The sequence below is a fragment of the Gloeocapsopsis crepidinum LEGE 06123 genome, assembly GCF_015207655.1.
Classification (GTDB): domain Bacteria; phylum Cyanobacteriota; class Cyanobacteriia; order Cyanobacteriales; family Chroococcidiopsidaceae; genus Gloeocapsopsis; species Gloeocapsopsis crepidinum.
The window spans coordinates 38,653-55,679 of record NZ_JADEWN010000037.1 but is presented as its reverse complement, the minus strand read 5'-3'; the positions used below and the strand labels follow the sequence as shown (position 1 = coordinate 55,679).

General features: G+C 42.0%; 16 protein-coding genes. 8 read left to right on the top strand and 8 right to left on the bottom strand.

What is annotated here, in order from left to right:
• A partial coding sequence (locus IQ230_RS15355; protein ID WP_193932821.1) for an efflux RND transporter permease subunit occupies window positions 1-811 on the bottom strand: 811 nt, incomplete at its 3' end.
• Between the two features lie 5 nt (window positions 812-816).
• Complete coding sequence (locus IQ230_RS15350) at window positions 817-2,034, bottom strand: efflux RND transporter periplasmic adaptor subunit (RefSeq protein WP_228054979.1); 1,218 nt, start codon at window positions 2,032-2,034, stop codon at window positions 817-819.
• Between the two features lie 370 nt (window positions 2,035-2,404).
• Between IQ230_RS15350 and IQ230_RS15345 the strand changes: the two genes are divergently transcribed.
• The 3 genes from IQ230_RS15345 (at window position 2,405) to psbM (ending at window position 3,682) form a co-directional block, all read left to right on the top strand.
• A complete protein-coding gene (locus IQ230_RS15345) occupies window positions 2,405-2,938 on the top strand; it encodes a PadR family transcriptional regulator (protein ID WP_193932819.1) in 534 nt (177 codons plus the stop codon).
• A gap of 189 nt (window positions 2,939-3,127) precedes the next feature.
• Window positions 3,128-3,424 (top strand): 2Fe-2S iron-sulfur cluster-binding protein, encoded by a 297-nt coding sequence (locus IQ230_RS15340; protein WP_099702777.1) that lies wholly within the window; start codon window positions 3,128-3,130, stop codon window positions 3,422-3,424.
• A 141-nt stretch (window positions 3,425-3,565) separates the two neighbouring features.
• The gene (gene psbM, locus IQ230_RS15335) at window positions 3,566-3,682 is read left to right on the top strand and encodes a photosystem II reaction center protein PsbM (RefSeq protein WP_015190115.1); all 117 of its coding nucleotides are present in this window, start codon (window positions 3,566-3,568) and stop codon (window positions 3,680-3,682) included.
• A gap of 65 nt (window positions 3,683-3,747) precedes the next feature.
• Here the strand turns inward: psbM and IQ230_RS15330 are convergent, their stop codons facing one another.
• Window positions 3,748-4,593 carry a universal stress protein gene (locus tag IQ230_RS15330; RefSeq protein WP_193932818.1) on the bottom strand — a complete coding sequence of 282 codons (846 nt, stop codon included), beginning with the start codon at window positions 4,591-4,593 and terminating at the stop codon, window positions 3,748-3,750.
• Window positions 4,594-5,653: 1,060 nt separating this feature from the next.
• Between IQ230_RS15330 and IQ230_RS15325 the strand changes: the two genes are divergently transcribed.
• The 4 genes from IQ230_RS15325 (at window position 5,654) to IQ230_RS15310 (ending at window position 10,003) form a co-directional block, all read left to right on the top strand.
• Window positions 5,654-7,576 carry an iron uptake porin gene (locus IQ230_RS15325; protein WP_193932817.1) on the top strand — a complete coding sequence of 641 codons (1,923 nt, stop codon included), beginning with the start codon at window positions 5,654-5,656 and terminating at the stop codon, window positions 7,574-7,576.
• 204 nt (window positions 7,577-7,780) lie between these two features.
• Window positions 7,781-8,218, top strand: coding sequence for an RrF2 family transcriptional regulator (locus IQ230_RS15320; protein WP_193932816.1), 438 nt, complete (start codon window positions 7,781-7,783; stop codon window positions 8,216-8,218).
• A 106-nt stretch (window positions 8,219-8,324) separates the two neighbouring features.
• Window positions 8,325-9,287, top strand: a complete 963-nt coding sequence (gene cysK, locus IQ230_RS15315; protein WP_193932815.1) for a cysteine synthase A — start codon at window positions 8,325-8,327, stop codon at window positions 9,285-9,287.
• 20 nt (window positions 9,288-9,307) lie between these two features.
• Window positions 9,308-10,003, top strand: a complete 696-nt coding sequence (locus IQ230_RS15310; protein ID WP_193932814.1) for a J domain-containing protein — start codon at window positions 9,308-9,310, stop codon at window positions 10,001-10,003.
• 83 nt (window positions 10,004-10,086) lie between these two features.
• On the opposite strand, the gene IQ230_RS15305 is transcribed toward IQ230_RS15310, so the two are convergent.
• A complete protein-coding gene (locus IQ230_RS15305; protein WP_193932813.1) occupies window positions 10,087-10,893 on the bottom strand; it encodes a YdcF family protein in 807 nt (268 codons plus the stop codon).
• 102 nt (window positions 10,894-10,995) lie between these two features.
• Here IQ230_RS15305 and IQ230_RS15300 point away from each other — a divergent pair, with 102 nt between their 5' ends.
• Window positions 10,996-11,865 (top strand): 6-carboxytetrahydropterin synthase, encoded by an 870-nt coding sequence (locus IQ230_RS15300; RefSeq protein ID WP_193932812.1) that lies wholly within the window; start codon window positions 10,996-10,998, stop codon window positions 11,863-11,865.
• 30 nt (window positions 11,866-11,895) lie between these two features.
• Here the strand turns inward: IQ230_RS15300 and IQ230_RS15295 are convergent, their stop codons facing one another.
• The 4 genes from IQ230_RS15295 to IQ230_RS15280 form a co-directional block, all read right to left on the bottom strand.
• The gene (locus IQ230_RS15295; protein WP_193932811.1) at window positions 11,896-12,813 is read right to left on the bottom strand and encodes a class I SAM-dependent methyltransferase; all 918 of its coding nucleotides are present in this window, start codon (window positions 12,811-12,813) and stop codon (window positions 11,896-11,898) included.
• A 29-nt stretch (window positions 12,814-12,842) separates the two neighbouring features.
• The gene (gene mscL, locus IQ230_RS15290; protein WP_193932810.1) at window positions 12,843-13,310 is read right to left on the bottom strand and encodes a large conductance mechanosensitive channel protein MscL; all 468 of its coding nucleotides are present in this window, start codon (window positions 13,308-13,310) and stop codon (window positions 12,843-12,845) included.
• A gap of 378 nt (window positions 13,311-13,688) precedes the next feature.
• On the bottom strand, window positions 13,689-15,914 hold the full coding sequence (locus tag IQ230_RS15285) for a fimbria/pilus outer membrane usher protein (protein ID WP_322742426.1): 2,226 nt from the start codon (window positions 15,912-15,914) through the stop codon (window positions 13,689-13,691).
• A 351-nt stretch (window positions 15,915-16,265) separates the two neighbouring features.
• Window positions 16,266-17,027, bottom strand: coding sequence for a fimbrial biogenesis chaperone (locus IQ230_RS15280; protein WP_193932809.1), 762 nt, complete (start codon window positions 17,025-17,027; stop codon window positions 16,266-16,268).

The window sequence follows — 17,027 nt, the reverse complement described above, 5'->3', positions numbered from 1 at the left end:
GGGTGAGGGAGGAGTTGTTTTCGGTAGTTTGTTCTGTACTTTCAGATACCTCAAATGAGAGGTTACGAATTTCGTCAGCACTTTGAAATCGCCCAACTGCCCGCGTGAGAGGTTCACCGTTTTCTCCACGAATTCTTCCACCAGAAATATCTTGGTTACGGGCTTCTATTTCATTCAGTACAGCCGTTAAACCGACACCTAATGCTTGCAGGCGATCGAGATCGATATTGACTTGAATTTCCTCCTCAACACCACCTGCGACATCTACTGAAGCGACTCCAGGAACTACAGTCAATTCTCGTGCTAATTCTTCGTCAGCAAACACGCGCAAATCAACACCTTCTAAGTCTGGTGATGTCAGTGCTATTTCGTATACAGGTAACTGTGAAGGATCAACCTTAAATAATCTTGGTTCTTCAACTGTAGTAGGTAATTGCCCGCGACCGCGATTTAACGCTGCTGTTGCATCATTTAATGCTTGATCGATATTTCCTCCTGGCTGGAAATATAAATCCAAACTAACTCGTCCTTCCCGCGTTTGTGAGTAAACCTGAACAACACCTTCTGTAGCTGACAAAGCTTCTTCTAGTGGTCGAGTAATTTCATCAATTGCCACTTCTGGTGAAATACCAGGTGCATTGAGTCGAACACCAATGCGGGGATAAGTAATAGATGGCAATAGATCTACAGGCAATGAGGTAACATAAAAGACGCCCATGACAATCACTGCCAAGGTGAGCATCAGTGTCCCAATATGCCGTCGAATTGCGATCGCACTTACACTCAATCCTGATGCTTTTGCCTGCTGCATCCTGGTTAACTCCCTTGCGGTGATTCAGAAAGAATGGAAAAGCGCACAGTTGCTCCATCAGTTAATGTTCCGCCACTGCGGGCAACAAATCGCTCTCCTGGTTGCAAACCTGATAAAATCTCGACTTGACCGTTTGCACTTTCTCCTATATTGACACTGCGGGCAGTTACAGTTCCTTCAGTTGCTGTGCCTTCAGAAACGACAAAAATTGTGTTTTCCTGTTCTTGCTGACGCGATCCTTGGGCTGTGTTGGGTGACAGCGCTGTTTGCGGAATCACAACTCGTTGTATTGCCTCAGTTTCAAACTGTACCCGTGCCAAAAGTCCACTACCGATTTGTCCGTTATTGTTAGGAATGACTACTTGAATCGGAATTAATCGCGCTGTTTGATCGGCTGCGGGAGATATTCGGCTGACTTGCCCTGTAAAATTTTCCTCAGGAAAAGCATCTAACCGGACGGTCACATTTTGTCCTTGGCGAATGCTAGCAAGTTCTAATTCCGAAACCTCAACATTGACTTGAATGCGACTAAAGTCACCAATACGGACAATCTCGGTATTAGGTTGCACAAAGTTACCAACTTCTGTTAGCCGTTGCATCACTCTACCCGCAATTGGTGCCGTTAATCGAGCGTAAGATTGTTGTCTTCTGGCTTGCGCGACAACAGCTTGTTGGGCAGTTACTTGGCTTTGGGCTGCTGCAACCGCTTGTTGTTCGGTACGGACTTGCTCTTGCGCCGCACGTAGAATTTGTGCTGCTGTTTGGGCTTCGGTTCTTGCTTGTTCGGCTTGCTGTGCAGGGACTGCTCCTTCTTGCAAAAGGCGTTGCTGTCGTACTAAATCTGCTTGGGCTTGTTGTAGTTCTAAACGCGATCGCTCAACTTGTGCTTGGGCATTACTGACCTGGTTTTGGGCGCGAGCAACTGCAGCTCGTAAGCCGGCAAGTTCTGCCTCTGCTTGATTCACTGCACTGACAAGTAACGCATCATCGAGTCGAGCTACAGTTTGACCTTGGTTAACTCTATCTCCGATATCAACTGTCACATTTAATACTTGCCCTGTAACTTGCGATCGCAGCGATACCTCGCGTGCTGGTGCAGTCGTACCTGTATATTCTGGTGGTTCGGTTAATCTCCCATTTTGCGCAATGGCAACATCCACTGGTGTTGTTTGACTGTTTTCACCTGACTGCCTTTGTTGCGCACTTGCCTCATCGCTTGGCAATGTGTTGCAGCTTGTTAAGGTAGCAATGACACCTAAGCTGAACAAAACCTTAAAAAAGCTCCCTTTGCTCTGTATTCTAAACACTAAAAGCACCACCTCTCGCTGTGTTTCCTCTATTTTGATACATGGCAACTTCGAGTTGGATAAGGGCAGTCATACGTTAATGATTTATCTAACTGTAAGCAATTTAACAAAGTAGTTGCAAAGAAAAATCTTTGTATCTTTTACCTTTTGCACTTTCCCTATCTTTACTAAAGTATTTAAATATTGCTAATAGTTAATTTGGCTCTGTCCTAAGTCTGAAGATATATAAATTTTTGTTATTTCACTTTAGTAGAGTCTTTTAATCTATCAGTTTGACATAAAAATAATGCTTGAGCTAGCAACCCTAGGTATATTGCAGAGCAAACCACTGCACGGTTATCGACTAAAGCAACAATTAGAGCAGTTTATGAGTGGCTGTATCAGTGTTAACTATGGTGCGATCTACCCTTTGTTGAGGCGCTTGGAAGAACGCGGTGATATTGCTACTCTAATTCAAGAAGCAGGCGAAGCAGGACCTAGCCGCAAAATCTATTGTATAACTTCTCAAGGTAAGATTGCTTTTCGGCGTAAAATGCTAGAACATCCCCACGAAAGTTGGGTCAATGCGCGATCGCGCTTCATTATCAAGTACTTCTTTTTTAGTCATCTCGAATCTATCGAACGCATTAAACTTCTCGAACACCGGATTATGGTTTGTCGTTTACGCCTTGAAAGCTTAGAAGTTCAACCAATACCGAGTGACGATTTTTATGAAATTGCTGTCTGGCACAGGTTTATTGCGGTGATCAAAGAAGAACTAGACTGGTTGAATGAGCGATTAGTGCTAGAACAAGAGCAAGAAGTAGAATCTCAAAATTAGTGAATGTCTTGCCCGCACTGAACGGCAATATGTTTTAATGTTTTTTAATAAATCAACATAATTACTGACCACTACACTCTACTCAGTCGTCAGAATAGAGGAGAGTAGTCTTTGGGAAATCCGAACACTACTGTCTCCTTCGCTACACAATACAAAACACACTCATCATAGGTGAACGAGGAAGCGGGAATGTCTAATATCAAATTTGAGAAAGAAAATCGTGAAGTCATTGCTGCTGATGGTGCTAATCTTCGGCTCAAGGCAATGGAGAATGGCATCGATATTTATAAACTCTATGGCAAGATGATGAATTGTGGTGGCTATGGTCAATGTGGCACTTGTATTGTTGAGATTACAGAAGGAATAGAAAACTTGTCACCACGGACAGAAGTTGAAAACAGAAAATTGAAGAAGAAGCCAAAAAACTATCGCCTCGCGTGCCAAGCCTTAGTTAATGGATCTGTGAGTGTAGTCACGAAGCCTTAATGCACTAGAGAACTATGGAATTCATTTAGACTTTCTTTTTGAGACTTCTTTAATCTGAAAAACCTTTCTTCCTCTTCTCTGACATCAGCGATGATGTTATTCTAAAGTTGTTAGCTCACGATCTACAGAGGCTTTCTTTCGATGCAAGTTAATGACTTAGGGTTCGTAGCGAGCATCTTGTTCGTTCTGGTTCCCGCTGTGTTTCTCATAATTCTGTATATTCAGACTGCTAGCCGCGAAGGTCGCAACGACTCATAAGAATATATGCTTTAACAAAACCCCTGCAAATTGCAGGGGTTTTTGCTTGCTGACTTGAGTTGTGCTTAAGCCACAGTTCTAGCCAACAGTACTGGGCAATTTGCATTTACACGTACGTAATCAGATAAAGAAGAACCCAACAATCGATCTAAGTCAACAAAACTTTTGGCAATTGAAGGACGGCGATCGGGAGAACCAAGCATCAACAAGTCCACATTGTTTTCTTCTGCAATGCGGCAAATTTCTTCACCTGGTTTACCTGTCGTTGATACAGCGCGCGGTTGTATACCAAGTTTTTTTGCTTCGGCGATCGCTCCTGCTAGCACAGAATCTTGTTCTCCTGAGGTGATCGTACTTGAGGAACTACTTGCGCTTTTATCGACATGGGCTAGAATTAGCTGCCCTCCTTTAATGTCTCGCAGTAGAAACAAAGCTAATCGTAAACATTGGTTTGCTGCATCCGAACCGTCCATTGCTACCATGATGCGGTTGATTTTTTTGACGTAAATATCGTCTTTGACCAATAACATTGGTCGAGAGGATAATTGGAATACATACTGACTTACTGAGTTAGACAAAATTGATTGCAAACGTTTGAGGCCGCGCGAACCCATAATAATAAGATCCGCATCAATCTCCTCTGCAACTTGGCATACTACGTCTTTAGGATCGCCTTGCCGCAAAATTGCTGAAACCTTAGTTGGATCTAACTGCAAAGATTGGATTGCTGTAGCTAGAACCTTTCCTCCCTCTTCCCACTTAGATGTCATAATCTCAGCACTAACTTGAGAGGGAACAACGTGCAAAACTGTAACAGATGCCTTTTGAATCGATGGCAAATCCATCAATGCTTTGAGCATTTCTTCTGAATGACCAGTGCCAGAGTCAGCTAGCAGAATTTTTTCTAACATTGAGCCTCTTTATTGTTTTGTTCAGTAACTGAGTTGAATACAGTGTATTAAGCAAAGTAACACTTTGCACTAAACAGTAAATTTATAATTTTTATAATTAATATTTTACAATTTTGATGGGTATTTTAATTCTTGATTACTCTACATTTTAGACTAAGTCTTACTTAACTGAGGACAACTAATTTTTAATAAAATTAACAATAGTTAAGCTATTGACGACCTTCATGCTGATTTTATAGTTATGTTTATATATTTTTCATAAAAATCTAGATAATCTCACCTCAAAGCTCAATGCCAAGCTATAAATCAATAGATTAAGCAGGCTTTAACCCAATGCATTAATAACTTAAATATTGCAAAATTTTATTAATTTTTTATAAAAGCCAAAAAGCAAAATGGACGCTCAAGTAAGACAGCTTGATTATTCATTAACATTTCTTTGAGTTGCGTTAGTTATTATCTACTTCACTTTGATTTATTTCTGTATCTACTATAAGCACTATAAAATTATTTCATATTACTAACAATATTTACTTATAATCTATGTTGATAAATGTGATGTTACCTTTGTTACACGCTTAGCACGGAAAGAGCCACAGATAGTTAATTATTGTCAAGAAACATTAGCTATAGCAACTTTGCAATATAAACTTGAAAAATGTTTGCGATAAATCATGAGTATTCAATATATTCTATGCTTTGAAGCTCATTTATCTTTTTGTTTAAGCTGAACATAGCTCTTCAACTCTTGCTTGTGATTGACCGCAGCAGCTTGAGTTATCTCAAAATGACAAGGCTAAGCTTTACTTATAGCACTAGTTGTTGCCAAAATCTGATCCATTGTCTGAAAACAAGAGTTTTCTAGGCTTATCTGACAAGATATCGTAAATATTGCTATTAAATTTATTAACTCAGACTTAATCGAACATTAATCGGTGTTAAACTTAAGACACCAAGGTATACCTCCTCCACAGGTGTCACTAGGCTGTCTCATTTCGTATAGTTGTGATGAGTACAGAAATTCTTTTATCTACAAAAGGTGTGAGGATAAGAGGTAAAAATGTCAAAAATCTTGTGGAAATCACTGCTACTTAGCCCAGCAATTTTAGGAGCAACACTAGTTGTATCTTCTAGTGCGATCGCACTAGAACAGCCGCAACAGGCTGAAGGTCAGCAAGACACTGCTCAAGCTCCAGCAACAGATTATGTAGTTGCAATTACAGATAATACAGATAATACTGTTGAGCAAAATACTACGGTAAGTGCCCAGATAATCAACCCATCTGCCACTCAACCCCAAACAGTAGCAGTCACTCAAGTGAGTCCTGCTCCAATTACTGTAGCGCAAGCAACCACAGCCCCAGTAGTCCCTGCTACCGCTCCTGAAGCAACATCAGTTGAATCGTTAGACGAACTCAACCGCTACAGCAACGAAGGCAGAGGCAATGTCAACTCAGTTGCGCAAGTTACCTCTGTTTCTCAACTATCTGACGTACAACCGACAGATTGGGCATTCCAAGCATTACAATCTCTTGTAGAACGCTACGGAGTGATTGCAGGTTATCCCGATGGAACCTATCGTGGAAACCGCGCGATGACACGTTATGAGTTTGCCGCTGGTTTGAACGCTGCGTTAGACCGAGTAAACGAACTGATTGCAGCGGGTACTGCTGATATGGTTCGTCGTGAAGATCTGGCAACTCTCCAGCGATTGCAAGAAGAATTTGCTGCAGAACTCGCAACACTACGCGGTCGTGTAGATGCTTTAGAAGCTCAAACAGCTGAACTTGAGGCAAATCAATTTTCTACTACAACTAAGTTAGTCGGTGAAGCAATTGTTGCAGTCACTGATACCTTTGGTGATGATGTTGAAGACAACACAGTACTGCAAAACCGCGTCCGCTTAGACTTCCAAACTAGCTTTGGCGGTTCTGACGTATTGCATACGCGCTTGTCGACAGGAAATGCTCAACCATTCAGCTTCAGTGCTTACAACCCAGCGGTGACTCCTTTCAAAACCTTTGAAGGAACACAAACATTTAATGTATCGCCGAATTTTGAAAACGACGTTTTCGTCGATTGGTTAGCTTATGACTTCCCGCTGTTTGGGCAAGCACGAGGATACATAGCTGCTGTCGGTGGTATTCACAGTGACTATGCAGCTACTACTAACCCTTACTTTGAAGACTACGACGGCGGAAGAGGCGCGCTATCTACTTTCGCACAACAAAACCCAATTTACCGAATTGGTGGCGGCGCTGGTGCTGGTTTAACTTTAGCGTTTGGTGGTAGTGGCGTTCTCAGACCAAGTTCCTTGACAGTGGGTTATCTAGCAGATAATGCGAGCGATCCAGCATTAGGTGCTGGGTTAGCAGATGGAGACTATGCGGCATTAGCTCAGTTAAACTTCAATCTTGGCGATCGCGTTGCTTTAGCAGCAACGTATGTCCACGGTTATCACACCACTGGTAACGGCATTTTTGATATTGGCGGCTCGTTTGACTCGAGTGGTCAATCTGCAGGTCCAATCGTTGGTACAATTCAAGCTAATAATCCATCGGCATTACTGCCCACTGGAGACGTTCCAACAGTAACCAACTCTTATGGTGTATCGGCGGCACTTCGTTTGAGCGATCGAATATCCCTAAGCGGCTTTGGTACTTATACCAACGCTACCCTCCTTGGTCGTGGTAACGGTGATATCTGGACTTTCGGTGGGGGAGTTGCTTTCCCAGACTTGGGTAAAGAAGGCAACCTCTTAGGTATCTTCGCAGGGGTTGAACCTACATTAAGAGGACTTGATGCTCCTGGCGTAGTAGGTTTCGAGCGTGATTATGGTTTACACGTTGAAGGCTTCTACAGATATCAGCTAACCGACAATGTCTCGATTACACCTGGTGTGATTTGGTTAAGTTCTCCAGGGCAAAATAATGATAACTCAGATGTCGTTATTGGTACACTCCGGACAACCTTCAACTTCTAGGTTATTACTACGCTGTTTGAACTAAATGAAATACGAAACCCGCTGATTGCGGGTTTTTTTTTCTCGTACTATGTTGAAGCTATTTAATAAAATCCGAAGCGTTAAGCTATTTAAAATTTAAAATAACAAACCCCAGTGGAGAACCGGAGTATAATTAAAAAAGAGCAGATAAAAGCCTAATAACCTATCACGTTTGTGTAGCCTGTGGAAATTTCGTGTAAGACTGAATATGCGCTTCTTGCTCTCTTAGAGCTAGCAACGAATTACGAAATCGGCGAACCACTACAAATCCGGCAAATTGCTGCCCAACAGCAAATACCAGATCGCTATCTAGAGCAACTGTTGGCAACATTGAGGCGCGGCGGTATAGTAAAAAGCCAAAGAGGTGCAAAAGGTGGTTATATCTTGGCACGAGAGCCTTGGAAAATTACCTTACTAGATGTCATATTTTGCTTAGAAGGTTTAGAAACTACTACTTCTGAGGATGAAGCTCAACCAAAAACAGTAGAGAGTGCTGTTGTTCAAGAGGTTTGGCAAGAATCGCGTCAAGCAGCTAATTCTGTCTTACAAAAATATACACTGCAAAATCTTTGCGAGCAGCGAGCAGCTAGAAAGCAGTTGAACATTATGTATTACATTTAGGGGCGAGGAGCAAGTGAGTAGTGAATAGTGAATAGTGATTAAATTTTTCTCTCCTCAGTTCCCTTTACTTTTTACATTTTCATTCAAATTCCTCTTAACTAAAACTATGCGTATTGCTCAGAATATTACAGAATTAATCGGTCGCACACCTTTAGTACAACTCAATCGTATTCCCCAAGCCGAGGGCTGCGTAGCGCGGGTAATCGTGAAACTAGAAAGTATGAATCCCTCTGCCTCGGTTAAGGATCGCATTGGTTTTAATATGATTAAAGCAGCAGAAAAGGAGAAACTGATTACTTCTGGGAAGACAATTTTAGTTGAACCAACTTCAGGTAACACAGGAATTGCCTTAGCAATGGCAGCAGCAGCTAAAGGATATCGCTTAATTTTAACAATGCCTGAAACAATGAGTGCCGAACGGCGGGCGATGCTGCGGGCTTACGGTGCAGAATTAGAACTCACTCCAGGAATTGAAGGAATGAGTGGGGCAATTAGACGAGCACAGTTAATTGTGGAAAATACTCCACATGCTTACATGCTGCAACAGTTCCGCAACCCTGCAAATGCTCAAATTCATCGAGAAACGACAGCAGAAGAACTGTGGCAAGACACCGACGGGCAGATTGATTTCATGGTCGCTGGTGTAGGAACTGGTGGCACAATTACGGGTGTTGCTGAAGTGATAAAAGCTCGCAAGCCAAGTTTTAAGGCGATCGCTGTTGAACCGACAAATAGCCCCGTCCTCTCTGGCGGCAAACCAGGACCGCACAAAATTCAAGGAATTGGTGCAGGGTTCATCCCCCAAGTCTTGCGCGTAGACATGATTGACGAAGTGATCGCAGTAACTGATGAGGAAGCGATCGCCTACGGACGTCGATTAGCACGCGAAGAAGGGTTACTTTCAGGAATTTCTAGTGGTGCTGCATTGTGTGCGGCAATTCGAGTAGCACAGCGCTCAGAAAACAAAGGCAAACTAATTGTGATGATTCAACCTAGCTTTGGCGAACGATACTTGAGTACACCATTGTTTCAAGATTTAGAGCCAAAATTACCTGCTACCGTTAGTTAGTTAACGCTACAGTAGGTGTCATGGCATCTAATCACTACGACACTTTAGACGTTAATGCAGCAGCTAGCCAAGCGGAGATCAAACAAGCCTATCGCCGCTTGGTAAAAAAGTTTCATCCTGATAGTAATCAGGATGTGGATCGCGAGGAAATTATTCGGATTAACGCGGCATACGAAGTTTTAGGAGACGCTCAAAAACGGCACTCCTATGATAAACAACTGTCAAATAATCAATTTAGACAGGAACGCCGCGAACGGCAACAGCGGACAGCTACAGTTCAAAATCAATATCGTGCTTCACGTCAAACAGGAAGAGATGCTGATGAGGAATTAGCACAATGGCTGCACCAAGTTTATCAGCCTGTGAATCGTCTTATTTGTCGAATTCTTAATTCCTTAGAAGAACAAATTGAGCAGCTAGCAGCAGATCCTTTTGATGATGAATTGCTAGCAGATTTTGAAGATTACTTACATGACTGTCGTGACTGGTTAAAACAAGCACAAACAACGTTTCGTTCACTTCCTAATCCACCTACTGTTGCAGGAGCAGCGGCGCACTTATACTATTGCCTTAATCAAGTAGGAGATGGATTAGAAGAGTTGAGTTACTTTCCACTCAATTATGACGATCGCTACTTACATATGGGTCAAGAGTTGTTTCGGATCGCCGCTGGCTTACATTGTGAAGCCCAAGAATCGCTAGAGGTGATTGCTTAACAGATGCCCTCCAACTGAAGTCGGGGGCTACCTAAGCAAAGTGTACCTTCGTACATTAAAACAAGACTTTTACCATTTTCCCTTTACCCTTCTCGATCAACATAGAGGTGTTGTTGACCGTACTGCTGGGCTTTTTTGAGCAAAGATGCTAGTTTCGTGTCTGGTGGGATTGAAGCAGGGGGCGTAGCAATTTGTCGTAAAATATACCACGGTAAACCAACTGATTCGCGTAAGGCTAAGTAAGCTTTTTGACGAGAACCCCATTTGGCTGGCAAGCGACTCGTGCGTGGAATGACTGAGAATCCATACGCACGAAATTCGATCAGCGATCGCCACATATGAGGAGCATCGCTGACTAGGATAATTCGCTGAATATTTCGTTGTTGTAAAATTGCTGCTGAAAAAATTGCATTTTCCTTTGTGGTTAAAGAACAATTTTCACCATCAACAACTTGCTGTGGAACACCTTGGGCTATTAATAACTCGATAATCTGTAAAGCATCTCCCCTACCACTGACAAAAATAATGGGCGCTCTTTTGGCTTGCCATAATTGAGTAGCTACTCTAGCCCGATCCATTCTTAAAGCTCTGCCTCGACCTAAAATAACAATGGCATCGACAGCAGTTCCAGGATCAGCAGGAAGAAACAATCCATTGACAGCAACGACCGACACCAATCCAATCGCAATTAAGCTACATAGTAATATAGCCGTGCTGGGAAGGATCAATTTTTGAAACTTGCGCCGCCAGATACGAGCAATCAGCCACAGGCTAGCAAGCACGACAATGAGAGTTGCCAAGAATAGCAAAATTGGCGATCGCAACTGTTGCCAGCCAAACTCGACAGGAAACTGTGTAAACTCACGCAGACAGAAACGGGAATCAAACATTGATTGCAGTCACAACTCAGCGTCAGGTGCAAGGCTTACGCTAATAGTTTATGCTGATAACAGTATCATTCAAAAAACTTTACATTAACAACTTGTGTACTCATGCAATGCATTGTCAATCGTCGCGCACAGTTTTCAGCTAGCCATCGCTATTGGCTACCCGAATTAAGTGAGGCAGAAAACACCCAGCGGTTTGGACTTTGCTCGCAGACACCAGGACACGGACACAACTACGTTTTATATGTTTCCCTTGCCGGTGAACTCGATGAATATGGCATGGTACAGAATTTATCCGAAGTCAAACAGGTGATCAAGCGAGAAGTGACTAGTCAAATAGACTTTTCTTATCTCAATAATGTTTGGACAGAATTTCAAAAAACACTACCTACCACAGAAAATATTGCCAGAGTAATTTGGCAGCGGCTAGCACCTTACTTACCTTTAGTCCGCATCCAACTATTTGAACATCCAGAACTTTGGGCAGAATATCAAGGAGACGATATGGAAGCTTACTTGACACTTAGTACGCACTTCAGTGCTGCGCATCGGCTAGCACGTCCGGATCTGAGTTACGAAGAAAACTCGGAAATCTACGGTAAGTGCGCTCGTCCCAATGGACACGGACACAATTATCATTTAGAAATCACAGTTAAAGGTGATATTGACGCGCGTACTGGAATGCTAGTCGATTTGGGTGCATTGCAGAAAATCGTAGACGATTTGGTTATTGAACCACTGGATCATACCTTCCTAAACAAAGATGTTGCTTACTTTACTGAAGTTGTCCCCACTGCCGAAAATATCGCAGTGTATATTAGTAGCGTGTTGCGATCGCCTATCCAAAAACTGGGAGCTACATTACATAAAGTCAAACTGATTGAAAGTCCCAATAACTCTTGCGAGATTTACTGCGATCAAGCTGACAAAGCAGTTACAAATGAAAGTGTAGAGTTTAAGGAACTCGTACACTAGTGCAACAGCCCACATGCGTGGGCTAAAACTTTAGGCAATAGGTACTTGCGCGGTGATAGTGCGATGGCGGGGAGTGTTGGGAGCAATCATCACATCCTGAAAACCAGCAGCCATTAATGTTTCCTCAATATCCAGGGCGAAATACTCATCAAGATACGGTTCAGTACTTTTCAGCAACGTCAAAATATAGGGAGGCATCTTGGCATAAATTTCTGATTGTGGGTTCATATCCATAATCGCCAAATAGCCATTAGGACGAAGCAAGCGTCGTGCTTCTTGGAAAATTTGCCGCGTTGCTGCTTGTGGCAGTTCGTGACACATCAAAAAAATAGAGACTAAATCAAAGGATGCTGATATGAGTCCTGTTGATTCTGCTGCTGCGTGTACCCAATTAACTTGAGTATTCTGTTGCTGGGCGTGGTAGTTAGCCACCGCCAGGAAATAAGGAGATAAATCCAAACCTGTTATTTTGGCTTGCGGATAAATTGCTTGCAGTGCAAACGTACTCATTCCCACACTACAGCCCAAATCGAGGATATCGCGGGGTTGCGTGACTCGGTTTTTCAAGATTTCATGATAAGAAGTGCGGAGTCGAGAATCACCTTCTGCGCCTGCATCTGCCCAGATACCTGCATGAACTGCGCGGGCTGCGACTTCAACTTCTAAAGCAGCATCCCAACTTAAGTTACCTTGCTCGTAAGCATGAAACGAACAGCAATAATAATCAGGATACTTCAACTCAGGGTTCTCCACTTGTGCAAGTTGGGTATCCCAGTCAAGTTGTTTTAATTTCTGGACTTGCTTTGTCCAAGGAACACCAATTTTTTCCGCACGTTTGATCATCATTTGCCGTGCTTGGTGCTTAGCTAAATTGGCTAACGGGGGAATTGCTAATACTCGATTAACTAAGCGAGAGGCTATTTCTGGAGCAGTCTTTGCAGCAATCATATGTAAATACTAAAAATCTAATCTCTTCTTTAGCTTATTATCGGGCTTTGGGGTGACAATTCTGAGGTACAAGCAGGGCAACGAGTTGCAGCAATATGTATTTTAGTCAGGCAATAAGGACACTCTTGCTCAGTAGGTTCTGGTGGTGCGAGTTCTTCTTGGCGCTTGAATCGAGCTAAAGCACGGATAGCCAAATACAGCGCTAGCGCAATAATAACAAAATCAACTACTGAGCCTAGAAAACTGCCGATTCTTATACCATCGTTTGGACCTGTATTAATGACTAACTCACGCCAATCTCCTGCTGGAATCAGCGGATTAATTAATGGCATAACGATATCTTGTGCAAAAGAGGTAACGATATTGCCAAATGCACCACCAATAATAACTGCGATCGCAAGTTCGACGACATTTCCCTTGAGTGCAAATTCCCGAAAATCTCTAAAAAAACCTGTTACTACTCTGCGATTTCGTCCGATAGTTCGCCCTACTGCCATCACTGTAACTCTTTACTTAGTAACAAAATTAAACGCATTTTAGTACATCTAATTATTTAAATTAATAGATAAATTATTAAAATAATATTCTTTTTTAGCTGTTTAATTGATTTAATCTAATACAATGAAATTTACGCAAGGTAATAGCTGACAAGCAAGCATTTTATCAATCAATTGTCAGCGATTATTCAAGCTTTAGATCTGTTTTATGGTAACTCTGTCTGTATGAAAACTTTTTTTAAACGTAGAAGCATAGCCGCTTACTGTAGGTTAGCCCTCTAGACGCAGAGAACAGACAATGAGAGATCTTCGCAAGTAATTTAAGGTTGCTATATGTGAGTTCTGAATGTGTGTAATAAAGTTGCAAATATCATATCTTTACAGGTTATTACTATCAAGCGTTAATTTAAGTTTTCCAATGTCATAAATTCCGATTTGCTCTTGAGGAATTTCAAAGTGAATTTTAGTTGGGCGATCGCTAAACAAAGTTAACTCATATTTCCCTGGCTGCAATCCTTCAACAACAAAGCGACCTGTCTTATTGGTAAATAATTGGAGTGGCTGCTGATCTTGCTGAGTAAGCGATGTAATCTCACCAGCTTGTAAAGTTACTGGATTATTATTACTATCAACTAGCACTCCTTTTAAAATCACTGTAGCATTGCTACCAACGCGAATCAGCGTACCGCTTTTATAACTAGGTAGTACGGTATGCGAGTCAGAACCTAAACTGTAACCAATGGGCAACTCGGCAGCATCGAGCCGTATTGTAGAAACTCGGTAAGGTTGTATGGGAACCACTGCCGCACCTCGTCGATCGATTTGAGCCGTATAACCGTTGCCACTCGGATTAATACCAATTTTGTAGGCGCGTAAATTATCGTGAGGGACTAATAACGCAAAGCTATTATTAATTGGTCTTGACCAACCAAAATGACCATCCGCAAAGACAAACGCGGTGCCAAACGTCAGTCTACTCACATGACTCATCGTTTCATCAGCATCTTGCGTCAGCGTCATACCATGCGAAAAATCAAAAACCGCCCGATAGCCGGTGTAAGATAATCGACTTGTAAGTCCAACGCCATCAGAATTGTGCGCTAGCCCTAAAGATGTGTTGATCCCGCCAATTGTCTTGCGAGAACTCTGGTTCCAAGTAAGTTTATTGCTTAAACCATCAGCGCTACTAACTGCGGTTGTTACTGTAATTGATTGACGTTTGCGGGGTAAAAACCAAGATAAGCTCAAATAAGCACTTTGTTCGTCTTTTCCTGTGGTGTCTTGTCTGTGGTTAAGGTTAAGGTTGACTCCTAAGCCATTGCCGAATGATTTAACAAGCCCCAGCGAAATATTGTAAGCATCCGCGCTCGCGTCGCTACCAAATTCATAACTACCACTTAAATTAGCACTCATACCCCAAATTTTTTGGCGATAATATGCTGTGAGGTCAAAACTAGATGTGTCATCGGCATCCGAATTTAACTTGGCAAATCGCGATCCTCGATGTTCTAAAGTTAAACCAAAATTGGGAGGCGACGCATTTACATTTCCGCCTTTGCTGTAGTCGTAGCGAACTTTGAAAGCATAATCTGTACCAACACTGCTGGCGTGACTCATCGCCAAATCCCAGCCAAAGTTACCGTAAGCAGTTGCCCAAGCACCTTCAAAACCAAGAATTTGTTGTTGCAAGTCGGCTTGTAAGTAGCCTCCTAACGTGAGATTATCTGTAATTCCCCAACGATGCGATAAAGTTAACGCCGGTTGCGTAAAATCATAACTTCGACTGCCTTTTTTACTGGAAGGAAAGCCCAAACTATAGGCAAACTGTTGTAATCCTGGTGCTAATAATTCACTTGCTACCGCTGTAGGAAAACTGAGCCGCTGGACGCGACCTACGGGATCGGTAATAACCAGTTGTACTTCGTTAATACCACCACTTAAAGGTAAGTCACGAATATTTTGCTTCCCTGGAGCAAGTTGTAGCGTTTGGACAAGACGACCATTAATTAAAACTTCAACTTTTGAGGGACTTTCTAGAAAAAACTCGTATTCGTTAATTGGGCGCGTGACGCGATACGGTTGTAGCGCAAAATTTTTAGCTACCGTAACTCCTACCATCGGGCGACTGCTTTGGTAGCCTGTTACAGGAACTGATAAATCTCCAATAATATAGCGTAGCGATCGCTCTGGATGATCGCGCAACAACCTTAAATCACCACTTTCCCACGCGGGTTTTCCGCCCTCACGAAAATCAGCACTCCCTTCAAGCACCCATCCTTTATAATTAACAGCACCGTCTACACTCAGACGTAGAGGTTGACGTCCTGCTTGTTCTGCCGACCAAACTAAATCTTGCCCGCCACGCAGATTAACGTAACCGCTTAAAGTGCTAGGATGAATTGCATTTTCGACTCCTGGTGGTAATTTTTCTTGTCGTAAACTTTGGATGTTTGTGCGTCTTTGTGCTGGAGAAACTTGGACATGTAGTTGCAATTGACGTTGATCGAAATTGGCTATTAAACCAATTTGCCGTAATGCTTCAAGTGATAAATGCCCTTCCCTATCTACAGCCGCTAATAACTTTTCTTGAATATCTGAACGCACAATTTCGGCAGTTTTTTCAAGAAATTGTTTTGCTTGCCACTGAACTTGCGATTCAGTGGATAAAAGTAAAATCTTTATTTGTCCCTGTGCTTGCTCATTAATGAAAAAAGGAACAACAACTTGTTGAATAGAGTTTTGATGTTGCGGACGACCAAAAATACTTTCAAATAGTGCTTGATCTTCTGCCGAGTTTGACGATTGAGTTACATTTTCCTGAGAATTTAACTGTTGACCTTGAGCGATTGCTGGCAGAAACGATAATAAAACAACACTGCTTAAGCAAATAATTTTATGTTTCTCAATGATTTTTACCCAATTTAATAAATATAATTTGGATATGCTGCTGCTTGTTTAATTGCGGGAAAAATCCAACGTTGCAGTGACAGCACCTGTAGATAATTCAGGTGGATGAGGAATAATAAAACGCCGTTTGTTACCAGAAAGAATCACAGCGTTGTTCATTGCTGCAAGTTGTTCGCCTTTGAGATTAACCATCGATTTTTGACCCGCAGCACTCAACCTTAACTGCAGATTTTTCAACACTGCATGAGCTGTGCCTTGATTGTGTAAAGTAATTGCTAGTTGCTTTTCGCCATTTTTTCTTTGAAGTGGTTCAATAGTTTCTAAAACTACATTTTGTTTGACATTTGTGGGTCTAATGTATATTGATCCCAAATAACGCATTAGTAATTTAACCGTGCCAACAGGTTGGGATTGATTATCTTGCGGTTTTTCTAAATTAATTGGTAATTGTTCAGCAACAAGGCGATATGCGAGTTCTTTGCTTGGTTTCGGCTCACCTAACCATGTAACTCTAACAGTTTGCGATTCACCAGGATTTAATAAAATTTGTGGTGGATAAATCAGAAAGTCATCTTCTGCTTGTTTATGGCTTTCTTGACCAGCAATATCAATTTGCCGCTCAACAATAGAAACTTCTACTGCCAACTTCTCTTGTGTATCATTAATAACTTGATAAGATTGAGTTGCTCCAGAACCAGCAGGCGAGAATGTTCGCGAAATTGGTAGTAATTGAAAAGAGAAAGCTGGTTGGACATCAGATAATAGAATGAATGAAAAAAATAGAAAAATGAGTTTTAGTGTATTTTTCAT

Bases quoted from the DNA above. Each gene is read 5' to 3' on its own strand.
- IQ230_RS15345 (WP_193932819.1), top strand. From the start codon at position 2,405: ATGCTTGAGCTAGCAACCCTAGGTATATTGCAGAGCAAACCACTGCAC.
- IQ230_RS15340 (WP_099702777.1), top strand. From the start codon at position 3,128: ATGTCTAATATCAAATTTGAGAAAGAAAATCGTGAAGTCATTGCTGCT.
- psbM (WP_015190115.1), top strand. From the start codon at position 3,566: ATGCAAGTTAATGACTTAGGGTTCGTAGCGAGCATCTTGTTCGTTCTG.
- IQ230_RS15330 (WP_193932818.1), bottom strand. From the start codon at position 4,593: ATGTTAGAAAAAATTCTGCTAGCTGACTCTGGCACTGGTCATTCAGAA.
- IQ230_RS15325 (WP_193932817.1), top strand. From the start codon at position 5,654: ATGTCAAAAATCTTGTGGAAATCACTGCTACTTAGCCCAGCAATTTTA.
- cysK (WP_193932815.1), top strand. From the start codon at position 8,325: ATGCGTATTGCTCAGAATATTACAGAATTAATCGGTCGCACACCTTTA.
- IQ230_RS15310 (WP_193932814.1), top strand. From the start codon at position 9,308: ATGGCATCTAATCACTACGACACTTTAGACGTTAATGCAGCAGCTAGC.
- IQ230_RS15305 (WP_193932813.1), bottom strand. From the start codon at position 10,893: ATGTTTGATTCCCGTTTCTGTCTGCGTGAGTTTACACAGTTTCCTGTC.
- IQ230_RS15300 (WP_193932812.1), top strand. From the start codon at position 10,996: ATGCAATGCATTGTCAATCGTCGCGCACAGTTTTCAGCTAGCCATCGC.
- IQ230_RS15295 (WP_193932811.1), bottom strand. From the start codon at position 12,813: ATGATTGCTGCAAAGACTGCTCCAGAAATAGCCTCTCGCTTAGTTAAT.
- mscL (WP_193932810.1), bottom strand. From the start codon at position 13,310: ATGGCAGTAGGGCGAACTATCGGACGAAATCGCAGAGTAGTAACAGGT.
- IQ230_RS15280 (WP_193932809.1), bottom strand. From the start codon at position 17,027: ATGAAAAATACACTAAAACTCATTTTTCTATTTTTTTCATTCATTCTA.